This is a genomic window from Amycolatopsis sp. 2-15, from assembly GCF_030285625.1.
Lineage (GTDB): Bacteria > Actinomycetota > Actinomycetes > Mycobacteriales > Pseudonocardiaceae > Amycolatopsis > Amycolatopsis carbonis.
In genome coordinates this window covers 4,180,011-4,195,488 of the sequence record NZ_CP127294.1, presented here as the reverse complement: position 1 = coordinate 4,195,488, position 15,478 = coordinate 4,180,011, and the positions used below count along the sequence as shown (strand labels likewise).

Below are 15,478 nucleotides of genomic sequence, written 5' to 3'. Positions count from 1 at the left end.
AGAACGAGGTCTTAGTTAGTTAGTTTAGCTCTGGGTGGCCGAGCCGTTGCCCTGCAGCTGGGAGGGCCCCCACGGCTTCTGGATCTCGAAGTGGTGCGGGTGGGTCACGGTGAGGCCAGTCCAGCAGTACTTGTAGTACGTGCCGTCGAGCGTGTAGTTGACCGTAGGCCCCTTCTGGCCGTCGATGCCATCCTCGTCCCACATCAGCACCTTGACGATCTTGCCCTTCCAGTTCGGATCGTCGCTTCCGGTGCCGCGCAGGCTCACGCAGGCCTGCCCACGCGACTCGCGGCCCGCAGGTGTGAACTGGCGCGAGTTAAGCGAGTAGCAAATGTTGAAGCTGTAGGTGAACGGCAGGGCCGCGGCCGCGGCCGTGCTGGGCTCGTTGACGGGACCGGGGACCTCCGGGCCTGTGGTCGGCACTGCGTCGACTTCCTCGCCTGGAGCACCGGCCGAAATGTCGGCCGCGAATGCGGACCCGGTGAAGAGCGTGGTGAAGAGCAGTGTTGCCGTACTGACAACAGCAAGCGTTCTGATCGGCATGGATCCCCCTCCATTTGCACCGTTGATGTGGCGCCACCGAAAAGTAAACTGAGATATACAAGCGCTGTCGCTGGGCTAAACGAGTTGTCTTCTTCGCATGCCACGACAATTTAGGATCGGCCCCTTCTCCGGGTGCTCACCGGAAGTCGCGGCTGCTGGCGGCGAGGCTCTTGAGGTCGAGCGGGGTGACCTGGTCGGCCACGAGGGACACGGTGCCTTGCCCGACTTGGGCGATGCCGCGCACGAGCAGCGCTGGGCTGGACAGCCATATTTGGCGGTCGCGGCGCCACATCCCGACCGACACGATCACGTTCGCCATTCCGGTCTCGTCTTCGAGGTTGAGGAAGGTGATGCCGCCGGCGGTGGCGGGGCGTTGTTTGTGGGTGACGGCGCCGCCGACCTTGATCCGGGTGCCGTCGGGGATGTCGAGGAGGTGGTCGGCGGGGATGGCGCCGAGCTGGTTGAGGTGGGTGCGCAGGAACTCGATGGGGTGGCGGCCGGCGGTGATGCCGGTGGCCCACAGGTCCGCCGACGCGAGCTCGAAGGTCGTCATGCCGGGCAGGGCGGGGGCGTCGTGGCCCATGGCCAGGCCGGGGATGTGTTCGGCGCGGGTGGCGGCGGCGGCACCGGCGGCCCAGAGCGCGGCGCGGCGGTCGGGCCCGAGGCGGGTGAACACGCCGGCGGTGGCGAGGGCTTCGACGACGGGCCGGTCGAGCTGCACCCGCTCGGTCAGCTGCCCGATCGAGGTGTAGGGGCCGGCGGCGTCGCGTTCGGCGACGATCCGCTCGGCGAGGTCCTGGCCCACCGAGCGGATCCCGGCCAGGCCGAGCCGGATCGCGACACCGCCTTCGGAGTCCGGGTCGGGTTCGAGGGTGGCGTGCGGCAGCGACAGGTTCAGGTCGGGCTCGCGGGTGGTCACGCCGTGGCGGCGCGCGTCGGCGACCAGGGACTGGGGTGAGTAGAAGCCCATCGGCTGGGCACGCAGCAGACCGGCGCAGAACGCGGCCGGGTAGTAGCGCTTGAACCACGCGGAGGCGTAGACCAGCAACGCGAACGACATCGAGTGCGCTTTGTGCGACACCGCCTGGGTTCGCTCGCGCGCCGGTGGTGGCGGCTCGCCCTGATCTGTGCAGGACCAGGTCTTTTACGACCCTCGGCGTGATCTACTTCATGATGACGAATCATCAGCATTTCTGAAAAATCCTGAGAGTTTTGATGGTTCGTTGTGGCTCGTGAAGTTGGGGTGGTGGGGTTGCCGCTGGCTGTGGTGCGGGACCTGCGTGACTGGCGGCCGGACCTTGATCCGGAGCAGCTTCTGGATTTCGAGACCGACGTGATGGCCGGGTTCGTGCTGGCGCGCGCGTCGGCCGGCTTGGCCGACAGCACGATCCGGCACGACGTGTCGAACCTGGAGCACGTGCGGGGGTGGTTCGAGCGGCCGTTGTGGGAGATGCAGCCATCGGACGCCGACCGCTACTTCGGCGAGGTGATGCGCGCGGCGGCCAGGGGGACGCGTCATGCCCGCGCGCAGACGTTGACGACGTACTTCGAGTTCCTGGAGCTTCGGCACAAGGTCGAGCTGCACGAGCTGACCGGGCGGGTTGTCGAGTGCCCGATTGACGAGATGAACAGGCCTCGAGGCCATAAGGACGCGGCCCTGCGGATCCCGCCGACCGCGCACGAGCTGGGGCAGCTATTCACGGGATGGCGCGGGGAGCTGGCAACGTGCCGCAAGTTCGCGCCGACCGCAGGCAACTACACGGCGGCAAAGCTGTCGTCGCTGGTGGGCTTGCGGATCAACGAGACCCGGAGCATCAATCTCGACGACGTGAAATGGCATCTCGGGCCGTTCGGCAAGTTGCACGTCCGGGCTGGGAAAGGCAGCCGCGGTAGCGGCCCGCGTGAGCGCATGGTGCCGCTGATCAACGGCGCCGATCGGTTACTGCGCTGGTTCGTCGAGGACGTGTGGGGGCATTTCGGCGACGACCACACGCGGCCGGGCGCGCCGCTGTTCCCGTCCGAGCGGCACACCCGCGACGGATCGGCCAGCCGCGTCGGGTGCGACGCCCTGCGCGTCGGCCTGGTCGCCGCGACTGCGGCGTACTTGCCGTCCTGGGCAGGTCGGCTAACCCCGCACGTGCTGCGCCACTTCTGCGCCAGCGAGCTCTATCTCGCCGGCGCGGACCTGCTCTCGATCCAGGAGATCCTCGGCCACGCGTGGGTGGCCACGACCATGAAGTACGTCCACATTCACCGAACCCGCATCGAGGAGGCGCTGCTGGCCGGCCAGCAGCGCGCCGCCCGGCGCCTGGAGGGATTGCTGCCATGAAGTGGAACCTGCGCTTGGCCGCCGCCAACCGCGGCATCTGGAAGGCCAGCGAGCTGCAGAGGATGCTCGCCGAACGCGGCGTCGTGTTCTCCGTCGGGAAGATGTCCGGGCTGTGGTCGGGCAACCCCGCCAGCTTCAAGGGCACCGATCTCGATGCCCTGTGCGCGGTGCTCGACTGCGGGCTGGCGGACATCATGGTCGCCGAGCCCGAGGCGTTCCCCGTGCCCGAGCGTGACACTGCGCGCCCGGCCGCGACCGGCGACGCCGACTCACCCACGACGGTCACCCCGCGCCGCCGTGACGGGCGATCCCTCCCGCCGGAATGAGCGCACGGCCGGCCAAGCGCGCGGCGGATTCGTGCGAGAGCTGCCTGGGCTGGGGAACCCTCTTCGCGCGCAAGCGGTGCAGGGCCTGTTACACCCATGACCGCGCGAACCCGGAAGGCACCTGCGTCACCTGCGCCCGGACCGCGTCGCTGCGGCGTGGGCATTGCCGCTTGTGTTGGGAAAACGCCCGGACGCTCGCCCACGAAATCGGTGATCGCCGCGTCACGGAGATCCACTGCGTTGCTGAAGTTCGCCATCCTCAGCCGTCCTTCACCAGCCTTATTCCCCCGCGCCGGGCAGGCAGCACGTCGAGCCGGTCGAAAACCCGTGCCCGCGTTGCCGTACGTCGCTCGGATCTGATGCAGGACGATGCGGTGTCACCGGCTGACGGGCAGTAGCGAACAGCGTCGGCTCATCGGCGGGCCGGAAGGCGTGGATCTGCATCCCGGCCTCGATCAGCACCTCGTGGAAGGCCGCGTGCCACCAGACGCTGCCGCGGGTGTCGTAGTCGTTGACCAGCGAGTGGGGAACAAGGCTCACGCGGACGTCTCCTGTCGTCGACGCTCGTCGCTTGTCGACGACTCATCGCGCCGAGCGACCACGGCGTTGCGCGACGGGACGCCGCGGTCGCGGTCGACGGCTTTGGCTGGGGCTGCTGTCGCCGCTGAACTGCGATGACCCTGCGCGATTTGGGCTGCCGAACTCGCCATGCGGGCGCTGCGCCTCCAACATGCATGCGAGCCAGACGCCGGGGGTTGTGGCTGCGCTGCTGGTCAGCGGGGTTGACGATGGACAGGTGCCCGTGCAGTCACTGCCGTTGCGGCTCGCTGTCGCCGAGCCGGCCGCCGTGCTGCCCGAGGCCGGCCACGGATATGAACCCAAGCTCGACGGCTGGCGCTGCCTCATCCACGTGCCCGCCGGGGCGGTCCAGTCCCGCACCGGCAGCAGCCTGGCCGACCGGTTCCCCGGGATCCTCGAGTCGGCGGCCACGCTGGGCCGGGTGGTGCTCGACGGCGAGCTGTGCGCCTACCGCGCGGGCCGCCTGGACTTCGCGGCGCTGGGCTATGGGCCGGTGCGGCGCCGCGCCGAGGGCGTCACGGCGGTGTTCGTGGCGTTCGACCTGCTCGGCGCCCGCGGACGTGACCTGCGGACCTTGCCATACGCGCGCCGGCGGGAACGGCTGGAAACCGTCATCGGCGCGGGCAACGCCGGCGTGCAGCTGATGCGCTCGACCCGCGACGTTGAGCTGGCACGCGGGTGGATCAGCGCCGAGCAGGCCGCCGTCGGCGTCGAGGGGTCCGTCGCGAAGCCGCTGGGCAGCCGGTATCCGCCGCGCGGTGGCCGCGCGGGCTGGGTGAAAGTCCGCCACTTCGACGACGTCGACGCCCTGGTGCTGGGCGTGACCGGCTCCCCCACCCGGCCGACGGCGCTGGTCCTCGGCCAGACCGACCGGCGCGGGCGGGTGCGGGCGGTCGGGCTCTCCACGACGCTGTCCCGGCCGGCGCTCGCGTCGCTCGCGGGCAGGCGCCGCCTCGCGCCCGGCGGCCCCGTCCGGGCATCGGGGGTCGTGGCCGGCCTGCCCGGAACCGCTGACTTCACGTACTGGCCGGTCGAACCCGGCGTGGTGGTCGAGGCCCGCGCGGACTCGGCATTCGAGCTCGGCCGGTACCGACATCGACTGACCGTGGTGAGAGCGAAACCTTTCACCACCAGGTCATGAAGGCCCGCCCGGCGGTCGCTACCTCATCCCGGTGAAAGGCTGAACCATGAGCTTCCACGACGAGCAGCGTGCGAGCGTCCGACCTGCCGGCCTCGGCGGCGCCCCCGGCGGTGAGCTGGAGCAGCTGCGTGACCGGGTGGCCGAGCTGGAGGCCCAGCTCCGCTCCGTCTACGCCGATCGGATGCACCTGCTCGCGGCGCTCGCGGCTGACCCGGGCCTGAACCCGCGGTTGAAAACCGACCCCACAGGGCTGCCCGGCTACAAAACGGTGCTGTACCTCACCGACCCCGACGCCGACCCCGGAGAGGGGCAGATGTCATTCCCCATCGCCGACGCCGACCTCACCCTGATCGAGCACGTGCCATGGGCTACCGAGGGGGACCCGCACGCGGCCTGGGACGGCACCGGCAAAAACTTCGTGCTCGCCCGGCTGCGGAACCTGGCGCAGCATCGCGCCGACGCCGCTCGCGCCATGGGTGACTAGCCGAGCCCGGGTGACGGGCATGCCTCTCAGCCCTGCTCGTCCAGCACGGCCCGCGCCCGGGCCGCATCGTGGAAGTCCGGCACGTACTTCTCCTGGTCGGCGATCTTGCGCCGGTACCAGTCCTGCGCACCCTGCTTGCTCATCCCTAGCGCCGCCCCGATTTCCGACCAGGACGCCCCCGCCTCACGGGCATCGCGCATCAGGATCCAGCGGGTGCCCGTGAGCCGTTCGACCAGCGCACGGCCGCCATCGAGCAGATGTGGGCGTGCTACCTCGGCGAGCACGGCGACCGCAAGTCGCCCCTCGCGGCACCCAGTCGAGCCTCGACGCTCGAAGGGCTCACCCCCGCCCTCGTCATCACGGTCGAGGTAGACCCGCTGCGGGACGAAGCCGAGAACTACGCCCAGCAATTGGCCGCGGCCGGCGTACCGGTGGAACACGTCCGGATCCCTGGTCTGATCCACGCGGTGCTGAACATGTCAGCCTACGTGCCACGCAGCCGCGAGATCATCACCTCAGCGGGGAATTTCCTTCGTACGCGGTTTAAACAGCTCGACACCGAGCGCGTCGCCGACCCAGTCTGAGCCCGACCACGGCCACGCTGTCCGCACCTGCCAGCGCTCAGCGAAACGCGGTAACGCCGGAACCACACGAGAAATCGCGGCACCCATGAAAGCCCATCACGATCGAGCATCGCGCGATCGTGAGCCGATCAGGCTGGTCGCGTGTGGGGCCTCGCCGCCACACGCGACCAGTCCACCTTCTCCGTATTGGAAGGAAACGAACGTCATGAAGCCGAGCGCTGTGCAGAGCGTAATCAGTATCGATCTCAGCGGCCGGACCGCTCTGGTGACAGGAGCGGCCAGCGGGGTCGGCCGGGCATGTGCGCTTCGCCTCGCCGCCGCGGGTGCGCGCGTGCGCGCTGTGGACCGCGATGCCGACGGTCTCGCCGACCTCGCAGAGCAGTCCCCCTGGTGGAGGAAGTGGTACTGGACATCAGGGCTGTGCTCGCCGACTCCCTCCCTCGCGTGGGCCGGCCTTCGCAGAGGGACGTGCCTTCATGCCCACGGGCGGGACGGGTGGCGTGACGGCTGGGTAACTACGCGCGTTCGGCAGGCGGTGTCGTGGAGCGGACTCCGGCCAGCAGGAGGTCCACGAGCCGGCGGACGTAGTCGCGGTCAGCCGGCTGATTGCGTTCCAGGACGCGGAAGTGCAGCGAGCCAGTCAGGGCCTCCAGCAAGAGTTCCGCGTCGGTTTCGCGGGGGAGTTCGCCCCGGTCGATGCCGCGGTGGATGACCTCGCCGGCGCGGTCGAGGCGGGCGGCCCGAAACTGCTGGAGCAGTTCCTCGAACCGTGTGTCGTCCGGTTGGACGAGGGTGATGCGGGCCAGCGCCCGGCCGGTGGGCGTGGCGAGGAAGGCAGCCAGGTCGGTGAAGAAGGCCGTCAGGTCCTCGCGGATGGAGCCGGTGTCCGGACGGGGCAGCTCAGCATCCAGACGATCGGAGAGGGCCTCGAGGATCAGGGCGTTGCGAGTGCCCCACCGGCGGTAGACGGAGGTCTCGTGGACCCCGGCGCGGGCGGCGATGTCGGCGACGCGAGCACCTGCCAGGCCCTCGGCGGCCAGGAGTTCGGTGGTGGCTTCGAGGACGGCTTGGCGTACGGCGGCGCCGCGACGGTGCGAGGGGGCCGGGTGGGGTGGTGCCATACCTCTCATCATCGCAAGTCGAGTTGCGTTCCGGCCGGAAGGGGGCTTCACTGGAATTAACGCAAGTTGACTTGCGTTGGCGTGATCCGAGGAGGTTTCTGTGCTCACCACCATGGCCAAGACCGCCGATGGCGTGCTGCGCGGGCGGGTCGAGGACGGCCTGACCGTTTTCCGGGGTGTGCGCTATGCCACCTGCGAGCGGTTCGGCCCGCCCCGCCGGGTGCCCACCTGGAGCGGGGAGCGCGACGCCACCGTCGACGGTCCGATCGCCCCGCAGCGGCCGTCCCGGCTGGAGCCCGTCATGGGTGCTCCGGAGCCCCACGAACAGGGTGAGGACTGCCTGAACCTGACCATCACCACTCCTGGGGCCGACGATCGTGCCCGCCCGGTGCTGGTGTGGTTCCACGGCGGCGCCTGGATCTCGGGCGCCGGCTCGTGGAAGTGGTACGGCGGTCACCGGCTGGCCCAGGAAGGTGACGTGGTCGTCGTCTCGGTCAGCTACCGGCTGGGCGTGCTCGGTTATCTGCGTGCCCCGGGGATCTCCGAGGGCAACCTGGGCCTTGCCGACCAGCTCGCCGCGCTGAGGTGGGTGCACCAAAACATCGCCGCCTTCGGTGGTGACCCGGACGCGGTGACGGTGGCCGGCCAGTCCGCAGGTGGCCACACCGTGCGGTGCCTACTGGGCATGCCCGCCGCCGAGAACCTCTTCCGCCGGGCCATCCTCCAAAGTTCGCCGCGTCTCGACCTCACTAGTGCCCGCACCGCCCAGCGTTCCGCCCAACGATTCCTCACCCGGCTCGGTCAGGACCCGCGCGCCGCTTCGGTGCCCGACATCCTCGATGCCCAGAGTGAGGTCGCGCGCGCAGCTGCCGGCAGGTTCGGGCTGAAAATCATCTCCCCGTTCTGTCCCATCCCCGGAGTCGGGCCCCTCCCGGACGAGGCGGACTGGACCGCCTGCCTCGTCGACCGCGCACCCACGCTGGACGTCATCATCGGCACCACCGCACGCGAGATGAGCGCCTTCTACACCTTGAATCCGGCGCTGCGCCGCCTGCGCCGAGTTCCCGCCGTGGGACCAGTGATCACCAACACCTGGGAACATCACGCGAGCGACACCGTGTGCAACCGCCCCACCCGTCGCCTGGCCGCCCGCCTCAACGACAGCGGGGCGCGCGTCCGGGCCTACCGCTTTGACTACGCCCCGCCCGCGTCCCCCTTCGGGGCCACCCATTGCATCGAGCTACCCTTCCTGTTCGGCACCGCCGCCGACTGGGCCACCGCGCCGATGCTCGCCGGAGCGGACCCGAACGACATCGAGGCACTGGGCCGGCGCCTGCGCGCCGCCTGGCTCGGCTTCATCCGCACCGGCACCCCGGCCACCGAGCCGCCCTGGCCGCAATACACGGCAGACTCAGCCGCCGTCCGCCACTGGCGCCGCTGAGGATCACAGCGGGCAGCGCGGGCCCGCAGATGGGCGCAGCCCACGGCGTCACCTCCAACTGCATCAACCCGGCCGGGATATGGACCCCGATCCTGGAGAAGCAGATCGACGACCAGGCTGCCGCACACCACATCAGCCCCGACCGCGTCGCGTCCGAGATCCTGCTGGCCGGCGCCGTGATCAAGCGGTTCATGGAACCGGAGGAGATCGCCGAACTGGTCCTGTACCTGATTGGCCCGCAGGCTTCGTTCATCAGTGGTGCCTCGCTGTCCATCGACGGCGGATGGACCGCGCACTGACAAGGCGAGTACGCCGATCCGAACACCATCGAGGATGGATAACACGCTCATGAACGCAGCGGACCTTCGCACCGAGCTGGTAGGAGCCTGGCGACTCGTTTCGTACGAGACGCGGAGCATCACTACCGGGACCGTCTGGCATCCCCTGGGTAAGGACGCTTGGGGGCTGCTGCTCTACACCGCGGACGGCTACATGTCGGCCCAGCTCATGGCGGCAGACCCACCGCCGTTCGTCAAGGGTGATCTGCACCAAGCGGACCACAACGAGCTAGCGGCAGCTGCACGCGGCTACATCGCCTACTCGGGCCCGTTCGAGGTGAGCCCCGACGGCCGACTCACCCACCACATGACCGTCAGCCTGTTCCCTAACTGGCTTGGCCAGACACAGGAGCGCATCGTCTCCCTCGATGGGCGTCGCCTGCAGCTTGCCACGGCCGACCCGATCGTCGTTCGTGGGGAGGAGTCTGCGACCAAGCTGGTCTGGGAACGTACCTGACAACTATGTGACCTGCCGGTTGGTGGTCGATGGGCACTGACGCTGGTGGTGTTGCCCGCGCTGCAGTCGATGCCCGACAAGGTCGCCGTGCCGCCTGATGCAGGGCTTCTGCGTGAGCTGGCTGTACCGGATCCACGACCTTGAGCGGTGACGATGACGCCGGCGTCCCCGTCCTGGATCGCGCTACTTCAGGACATGCTCACCCGCGCCCTGACCAGCAAGGCAGCGTTCCGGCGACTGGTCACGCTCGTGGCGGTCACGGCCACTGCGGTTGCTGTCCTGCTCGGCGTGGTGCTGCTCTGCGCAGGCAAGGACATCGGGTGGTGGTCTGTCATGGCCGTGAACAGCGTCCCTGCTCTCCGTGCGGTCCGACGAAAGCCACGCTGACCACGCCTCACCCACGACATCGCCGCAGGTCAACCCATATCCGCCCGATTTTCGGCGAGTACTACGGCTACCCCACGGCCGCCCCGCACCCGTCAGGAGTCGAGTTTCTTCGCGATCTCCTCCAGGACCTGCACGCCGTCGTGGAGGGTTTTGACGCCGGTGAACATCGCACCGCGGCGAACGTCGAAGTCGAGCTGCACAACCTCGTCGTACCAACGCTTTTGGCTGTCTCGATACGCCGATTTTAGCTCTTCCCAGGCCATCGTCGCGAAATCGTAGCCAGGCCGGGGCCCGCTGTGACCTGCGGTCAAGGCTGCTCGCAGACCGGCACGCCGAGCTCGCGAGCCAGGGCCAGCACGTTCTCGTCCAGCCGCCGCAGGTGCCGCAGCGCCCGGCGCGTGGTGTGGGTGTCAGCGGGGCGGCCGGGGCCGCCCGCGAGAGCCGGAACGCCGGCACCGCGAGCGAGCACACCGTCCGAGCCGCTCACCCGCGAAGCGAGGGCTTCCAGGTTGTGGTCGATCCGCGTGGCCTCGGCAGCCAGCCGGGAATCCACGCCCGACGGCACCGGCTCGGCGGTGGCGGCCAAACTGCGGACGTGGAAGGCGGCCGTCTCGAGCAGGCCGAGCACGGACCGCGTGGTACGCCGCCGGGAGCGCATCGGGGCGACCGGTGTGATCAGCGGCTGCACCGAAAGCCGCAGCGCGTCAAGGGCAGTGTCGAGCGCACGGGCCGAGGCCAGCCGGTCGCCATCCGCGGAGCCGGAGAGCCGGGCCACCGATGTGGCCAGTGCCGAGCGCAGCCGGTCGAGCACCGTGCGCAGCTGCTGGTTCGTGCGGTCGCGCGTACGCACCGGCAGGACGAGCGCGGCAGCGACCAGGCCGGCCACGATGCCCAGCGCCGTCTCCTCGATGCGCACCACCAGCACACCCGGGGTGAGCACGTGCAGCAGCGTGTACAGCATCCCGATCATCGTGGTGACGAAGAAGGACATCAGCGTGTACGACACCGCGCTCGTGTAGTACATCCCGAACACGCTGCCGATCGCGAGCGCGAAGGCCAGCCACGGGTCGTCGCCGATCAACGCCGCCAGGGCAAGGCCCGTGGCGACGCCGGCGAGCGTGCCGAGCAGGCGCCGGTAGCCGCGCACCAGTATCTCGCCGGTTGAGGTGGTGCTGATGAAGACCACCCAGCACGTGAACACCGCCCAGTACCAGCGCTCCGGCGACAGCAGCTCGCCGCCGGCGATGGCGAGCGCGGACCCGATCGAGACCTGCAACGCAGTCCTCGTCGTGGGCCGGATGCGCGCGGTGGCCAGTCCGCGGTCCTGCGCCTGCAGCTCCGCGCGCGCCTGGGCCGTCTCGGGCGGGTCCGCGGCGGGCGAGTCATCACCGGCGGCCAGCCGCAAGCCGAACAGCGCGAAGGCGAAGTCGCCCAGCGAGCGGAAGACGTCCTGCAGCGCGGGCGACGCATCGGGCAGGTCTTCGTCGTCGCGGTAGCCCAGGAGCCGGTCGCGCACCTCCACCGGTGACGCGGAGCCGAGCGCGCCCCGCACCGCCCGCAGCTCGGCGACCAGCCGGGGCAGCACTACGGCATCGCGTTCGTCGACAGCGCCGGTGGGCTCCCGCGCAGGCAGGTGCCGGGTCAAAGAGTCGAGATCGGTTCCGGGCGACCGGAACCGCAAGACCAGGACCGCCAGTCGCTCCACGGCTGTCTCGGCTTCCGCGACGCGCCGCTGAATCGCCGCCGCGTCCGCGGTGCCTGCCCCCAGCCGGTTTTGGATCATCAACGCGCTCGCGTGCAGGCGGGCCGCGGCCCGGCGCAGGTCGTCCGCGGCATCGCCCTCGGCCACCTCCGCGAGCGCGTCGAGCACGAACACCAGCCGCACGTGGAAGGCGCGCCGCAGCCGCGCCAGGGTCCGCTCCGGACGCGGCCGCAGCACGGCGAAGCGCGTGACCGCCGAGCCTGCGAAGGCCACCGCGACGGCGGCGAACAGCGCCGGCAGCTGGGCCACCTGCGTCCCGACGAACTGCGTGGTCTTCTACTCCTCCACCGCGTTCACCGACGCGGACTACGACTCGTGGAAGCACGTGTCCGGGATCCACCGCCAGATGTTCGACAAGCGCCTGTTCGAAGCCGGCACGTGGAACGCCGAGTTCTTCGAGGACCTGGCGCCTAAGCCGGGCGACGTGGTGCTCGCGCCGCACAAGAGCCTCGACGTGTTCGCCCACACCGACCTCGAGTTCCAGCTCCGCCAGAGGAACGTCGAGTACCTCGCGATCGCCGGCGTCTCCGGGATCATGGCCGTGGAGTCGACCGCGCGTACCGCGATGGAGCGCGGCTACCACGTCACGACCTTCACCGACGCGATCGCCGCGCCCGGTGGCCTGGTCACGTACCAGGCGATGATGCGCGGCCTGAACATGATCTCCCACAACGTGATCAGCGTCGACGAGTTCCTCGCTTCGCTCAACAAGTCCGCGGCGGCCTGACCCACGGCGATGCGCACTGCAATCGGGTTGACGGACGTCCGGGATCGGTTCATCGCCTCCGATCCCGGACTGCTCCGGCTGTTTTCCGCGCTCAGCACGGTCTTCGCCGTGGTGCTGACGCTCGGCGTCCTCGCGGCGGCGCGCGCCGGGGTCCCGATCCTCGTCGCAGGCGCACTCACCGCCATGGTCACCACGGTCGCGGTGACCGAGCCCCGGCTCCGTGATCAGGCACTGACGCTGATTGCCGGCGTGCCGGTCGCGCTGGCCACGATGGCGCTCGGCAGCGTGCTGACCCCGTACCGGGTCCTGGCCGACGCGGTGTTCGTGGTGCTCATCTTCGGGGCGATCCACATCAGACGGTTCGGCCCGCGCGCCACCACCCTGGGGATCTTCGTCTTCCAGCTCTTCTTCGTCACGTTCGCGTGCTCGCGCACTCCGTCGATCAGCTTTTTCAGGTTCTCGATCGTGCCGAGCCGCTCGTACTCCGGCGCGTAGATCGAGTACGCCTTGCCGTCTTCCGAGAAGTTCTCGTTCACGAGGTCAATGAGAAGCAGACCGACGCGGCCGTGTTCGTAGGTGTTCGCCATGGCGACCTTCCAAAGTTTCGTTACGGTTGTGTCATGTAACGCAGCTGATCCCCCTTGCGTAGCCCCGCGGTACTGAGAGCCTGTTCACATCCCTTCGTTGTGCGCCAGAGATTTGATCTTCATCGTAGTCCTCATTCCAACGCTGACCGATCGGTGGTGTGAGGGTGTTCGACCAGGCAAAGCGGCTCTTCACGGTCGAGGATGTAGCTGCGGCCTGAAGCCGCCCCGTCTCGAGCAGGCTCCGGGCGATGTAGTGGGTGAGGTTGCGGAATCCGAGCGCGGAGCCGCGCAGGTGCTCGAGTCGGCCGTTGATCGCCTCCGTCGGGCCGTTGCGCGTTCCTGGCCGGTCGAAGTAGGCCAGCACATCGGTGGCGCGCTTCTTCAGAGGGGGCCGCCGGGATACACGTCAAAACTGCCAAGTGAGTGGGTAGTACCTGGTCAGGTGTCTGTGCGAACAGTGCGGTCCCCGTTGGCCGCTGTGCTTCAGATGAGGGGCTGTCCGTCTCGTCGCGAGCGGCCGAGCAAGCCGCCCGCGATCCTGCGGAGCCGGCCGCCCGGTTCCGGTTGTTGCGGCGTCGACTGGAACGCCCGATACCGTTGTTTGGTGACGCACACGATGACGGCGTGCATGAATTTCTCGCGGTCGGGCACCTGCACTGCCCAGCGTTCGTCGGTACGCGTGTTCCACAGGACACCCGTCTGGTATCCGCCCATCACCAGGTAGAGGGCCAGCTGGAGGAACATGGCGCGGTCGAGTTCGGACACGAACTTCAGCTCAAAGACCTGACCATCGTGCACGGCGTCAGCAACACCCACGAACGTGATCGGCGTCGCCGCCGAGGATGCAACGGCCACGCCCGAGAGGGCCATCGGCACCTGCGCCGAGCAGTCGCGGGGAAGCTGTGTTGCCAGCCGTCTGGTCAGCGCGTCGCGCACCTCGCCGCTGACTTTCCGGGTGACCTGTTCTGCGTAGCGCATCTGGTCTGTGTCGACGGCGGTCAGCAGCAGCGAGTTGTCCCAGGGGTCTTCGGTCAGCTTGCCGCTGAGCTGCTTCGCGATCGGTTTGGGGTTGAGGATCACTTCGAGGGAGGGGTTGTACCTGTCGAAGAACACCGCCTCCTGGTAGTGCCCTACCACGGGGGGAGAGGTCGATCAGCCCGTCGACGCGGTTGTGGTGATCTCCTCGCCCGCGCCCTCATCGAGGCGTCGCGTGTCGAGCAGGTCGACACAGGCCTGGAGGTTCTCCGCGTAGGTGAAGTCGAAGCAGCCCGACGCCCGGAGGGGTCGGTGCCGAGGGCGCGGGCGAGCAAGTGCGGGCGGTGTCCCACAGAAGGACCAACGCGCGCCACGTCCGCGCGTGGGCGGCCGAACCCCGGGTCCGCGAATCGTCGACTACCACGATCTCCGTGTGCACTCGTACAGCCAGGCGGGCACGTCGTGATTCCGGTGAGGTGGCGGTCCGCGCGGCGGAAGCTCACCGTCGCTGTTACAGCGGCGGTGAGCTCCCCGGTCCTCGTGGTGGTTCACACCTCGCCTTGGCGTGAGTGCTCAGCCCGCGGCGTACTCGCGCACGAAGTTGCTGCAGCTGAGTTCCGTGTTGCCCTCGTAGTTGCAGGCCTGGACATCGATCCAGCCGGATTCGGGAATGTCGGCCAGGTCGTGGTCGACGCAGTTACCGGCCTCGGGCGCGTCGCTGATGTGGCGCAGGGTGTTAGGGGAGGTTGACCGGAAGTAGTAAACCTCCGGGTGGTGACCATCGGCGAGGAGGTCGCAGTTGAGCAGGTGCTCCCCCGTCGGGTTGAAACAGGCCCCCGCGCCCCCGTCCGGCGAGACGGGGCCCGCGCACGCAGCCATGGCGGTGGCAGCCGGCACCTGGGCGACCTGATCGGTCGCCGCGGGCGCGGCGCTCGCGACGCCACTCAAGCCGAACGTTAACGACGCTGCCGCGGCAAGAACCGCGCCCATCTTGAATCTCATGTGCTGTCCCTCCAGTTGCTCCGCCGCATCACCCTTGTGGGGGCCCGGTCGGAGGTCGAACCGGACAATGCTGCATCTGGTCTGAACCTATTCGCGGCGAATTAACCAGGTAGACACCTAATTGGACGAGCGATTCACCAGGTTGCCGACGTCCCGCGGCGGCACCTCTACCCTTGGTAGGCCGGGCCGAGAGTCCCCAGCCTCAGCTCACGATGTGCGTACACCCGACACGGGCCGACACCTGCTGGCAGCTCCTGGCACACCGCGAAAGTCCGCACACGGGCACTCCTGGTCGCGGGTGAGCGCGTTCTGGAGCCGGAAGTCGCCGAAACCGGTGGGCATGGCGGAGGTCGTGCCGTGCTCCACGAACCGTTCGGTGGCCCGCCGGTAGCGCACGAGGTCGGCGATCGCGAGCACCGGCAGGTCGTGCTTCGCCACAAACCGCGTCAGCCGTTCGCCGCGGCACATCGAGCCGTCCTCGGCGACGATCTCGCCGATCACGCCCACCGGTTCCCGCGCATGCAAACCGGGCCGGCGATAGTCCAGCGGCCACGTCTCGTCGGGGGATCCACGTGGGCGGCAGCTGCTGTACGGCGGCGTGGATCTCCTCGGCGATGGTGGGAAGCGCCCGCAGCGTTTGTTGAACGCACGGATATCACAGGTTATCGGTAGTAGTGCTCAGGCCGTTCCGCTAA

The 15,478-nt window shown here is 68.9% G+C and carries 20 protein-coding genes and 2 pseudogenes; 12 read left to right on the top strand and 10 right to left on the bottom strand.

The window, feature by feature from the left end:
- Positions 1-24 precede the first annotated feature (24 nt).
- Both QRX50_RS20845 and QRX50_RS20840 read right to left on the bottom strand, forming a co-directional pair.
- Positions 25-543, bottom strand: a complete 519-nt coding sequence (locus QRX50_RS20845) for a hypothetical protein (RefSeq protein ID WP_285973592.1) — start codon at positions 541-543, stop codon at positions 25-27.
- Positions 544-679: 136 nt separating this feature from the next.
- Entirely contained in the window at positions 680-1,603 is a 924-nt protein-coding gene (locus QRX50_RS20840; protein ID WP_285973591.1) for a helix-hairpin-helix domain-containing protein, read from the bottom strand.
- A 186-nt stretch (positions 1,604-1,789) separates the two neighbouring features.
- On the opposite strand from QRX50_RS20840, the gene QRX50_RS20835 reads away from it, so the two are divergent.
- Together QRX50_RS20835 and QRX50_RS20830 are read left to right on the top strand one after the other, a co-directional pair.
- Positions 1,790-2,872 carry a tyrosine-type recombinase/integrase gene (locus tag QRX50_RS20835; RefSeq protein ID WP_285973590.1) on the top strand — a complete coding sequence of 361 codons (1,083 nt, stop codon included), beginning with the start codon at positions 1,790-1,792 and terminating at the stop codon, positions 2,870-2,872.
- The gene (locus tag QRX50_RS20830) at positions 2,869-3,198 is read left to right on the top strand and encodes a helix-turn-helix domain-containing protein (RefSeq protein WP_285973589.1); all 330 of its coding nucleotides are present in this window, start codon (positions 2,869-2,871) and stop codon (positions 3,196-3,198) included. The genes QRX50_RS20835 and QRX50_RS20830 overlap by 4 nt, the downstream gene beginning before the upstream one ends.
- A gap of 279 nt (positions 3,199-3,477) precedes the next feature.
- Here QRX50_RS20830 and QRX50_RS20825 read toward each other — a convergent pair whose 3' ends face one another.
- A complete protein-coding gene (locus QRX50_RS20825) occupies positions 3,478-3,738 on the bottom strand; it encodes a hypothetical protein (RefSeq protein ID WP_285973588.1) in 261 nt (86 codons plus the stop codon).
- 256 nt (positions 3,739-3,994) lie between these two features.
- Between QRX50_RS20825 and QRX50_RS20820 the strand changes: the two genes are divergently transcribed.
- The 4 genes and pseudogenes from QRX50_RS20820 to QRX50_RS49600 all read left to right on the top strand — a co-directional run.
- Positions 3,995-4,918 carry an ATP-dependent DNA ligase gene (locus QRX50_RS20820; protein ID WP_285973587.1) on the top strand — a complete coding sequence of 308 codons (924 nt, stop codon included), beginning with the start codon at positions 3,995-3,997 and terminating at the stop codon, positions 4,916-4,918.
- 46 nt (positions 4,919-4,964) lie between these two features.
- Positions 4,965-5,402, top strand: a complete 438-nt coding sequence (locus tag QRX50_RS20815) for a WDGH domain-containing protein (RefSeq protein ID WP_285973586.1) — start codon at positions 4,965-4,967, stop codon at positions 5,400-5,402.
- 257 nt (positions 5,403-5,659) lie between these two features.
- Positions 5,660-5,986, top strand: coding sequence for an alpha/beta hydrolase fold domain-containing protein (locus tag QRX50_RS20810; RefSeq protein WP_285973585.1), 327 nt, complete (start codon positions 5,660-5,662; stop codon positions 5,984-5,986).
- 85 nt (positions 5,987-6,071) lie between these two features.
- Positions 6,072-6,308: pseudogene (locus tag QRX50_RS49600) on the top strand (hypothetical protein); the annotation flags it as partial.
- A gap of 193 nt (positions 6,309-6,501) precedes the next feature.
- Here QRX50_RS49600 and QRX50_RS20800 read toward each other — a convergent pair.
- Entirely contained in the window at positions 6,502-7,107 is a 606-nt protein-coding gene (locus QRX50_RS20800; protein WP_285967391.1) for a TetR/AcrR family transcriptional regulator, read from the bottom strand.
- Between the two features lie 100 nt (positions 7,108-7,207).
- On the opposite strand from QRX50_RS20800, the gene QRX50_RS20795 reads away from it, so the two are divergent.
- The 4 genes from QRX50_RS20795 to QRX50_RS20780 all read left to right on the top strand — a co-directional run bounded on the left by QRX50_RS20795 (position 7,208) and on the right by QRX50_RS20780 (position 9,730).
- Positions 7,208-8,548: a carboxylesterase/lipase family protein gene (locus QRX50_RS20795; RefSeq protein WP_285973584.1), complete on the top strand. Its 1,341-nt coding sequence runs from the start codon at positions 7,208-7,210 to the stop codon at positions 8,546-8,548.
- Positions 8,549-8,577: 29 nt separating this feature from the next.
- The gene (locus tag QRX50_RS20790) at positions 8,578-8,847 is read left to right on the top strand and encodes an SDR family oxidoreductase (protein ID WP_285973583.1); all 270 of its coding nucleotides are present in this window, start codon (positions 8,578-8,580) and stop codon (positions 8,845-8,847) included.
- 34 nt (positions 8,848-8,881) lie between these two features.
- Positions 8,882-9,343, top strand: a complete 462-nt coding sequence (locus QRX50_RS20785) for a lipocalin-like domain-containing protein (protein WP_285973582.1) — start codon at positions 8,882-8,884, stop codon at positions 9,341-9,343.
- Between the two features lie 153 nt (positions 9,344-9,496).
- The gene (locus QRX50_RS20780) at positions 9,497-9,730 is read left to right on the top strand and encodes a hypothetical protein (protein ID WP_285973581.1); all 234 of its coding nucleotides are present in this window, start codon (positions 9,497-9,499) and stop codon (positions 9,728-9,730) included.
- 92 nt (positions 9,731-9,822) lie between these two features.
- Here the strand turns inward: QRX50_RS20780 and QRX50_RS20775 are convergent, their stop codons facing one another.
- Together QRX50_RS20775 and QRX50_RS20770 are read right to left on the bottom strand one after the other, a co-directional pair.
- Positions 9,823-9,993, bottom strand: coding sequence for a hypothetical protein (locus tag QRX50_RS20775; RefSeq protein WP_285973580.1), 171 nt, complete (start codon positions 9,991-9,993; stop codon positions 9,823-9,825).
- A 44-nt stretch (positions 9,994-10,037) separates the two neighbouring features.
- The gene (locus QRX50_RS20770) at positions 10,038-11,741 is read right to left on the bottom strand and encodes an FUSC family protein (RefSeq protein ID WP_285973579.1); all 1,704 of its coding nucleotides are present in this window, start codon (positions 11,739-11,741) and stop codon (positions 10,038-10,040) included.
- Here QRX50_RS20770 and QRX50_RS20765 point away from each other — a divergent pair.
- A complete protein-coding gene (locus QRX50_RS20765) occupies positions 11,680-12,219 on the top strand; it encodes a cysteine hydrolase family protein (RefSeq protein ID WP_285973578.1) in 540 nt (179 codons plus the stop codon). The genes QRX50_RS20770 and QRX50_RS20765 overlap by 62 nt on opposite strands.
- Before the next feature lie 9 nt (positions 12,220-12,228).
- The gene (locus tag QRX50_RS20760) at positions 12,229-12,714 is read left to right on the top strand and encodes a hypothetical protein (RefSeq protein ID WP_285973577.1); all 486 of its coding nucleotides are present in this window, start codon (positions 12,229-12,231) and stop codon (positions 12,712-12,714) included.
- A 281-nt stretch (positions 12,715-12,995) separates the two neighbouring features.
- Here the strand turns inward: QRX50_RS20760 and QRX50_RS20755 are convergent.
- The 4 genes and pseudogenes from QRX50_RS20755 to QRX50_RS20740 form a co-directional block, all read right to left on the bottom strand.
- A pseudogene (locus QRX50_RS20755) lies at positions 12,996-13,191 on the bottom strand (transposase); the annotation flags it as partial.
- Between the two features lie 98 nt (positions 13,192-13,289).
- Positions 13,290-13,919 (bottom strand): hypothetical protein, encoded by a 630-nt coding sequence (locus QRX50_RS20750; protein WP_285973576.1) that lies wholly within the window; start codon positions 13,917-13,919, stop codon positions 13,290-13,292.
- Between the two features lie 435 nt (positions 13,920-14,354).
- Positions 14,355-14,783, bottom strand: coding sequence for a hypothetical protein (locus tag QRX50_RS20745; RefSeq protein ID WP_285973575.1), 429 nt, complete (start codon positions 14,781-14,783; stop codon positions 14,355-14,357).
- 207 nt (positions 14,784-14,990) lie between these two features.
- Positions 14,991-15,284, bottom strand: a complete 294-nt coding sequence (locus QRX50_RS20740) for a hypothetical protein (protein ID WP_285973574.1) — start codon at positions 15,282-15,284, stop codon at positions 14,991-14,993.
- Positions 15,285-15,478 lie beyond the last annotated feature (194 nt).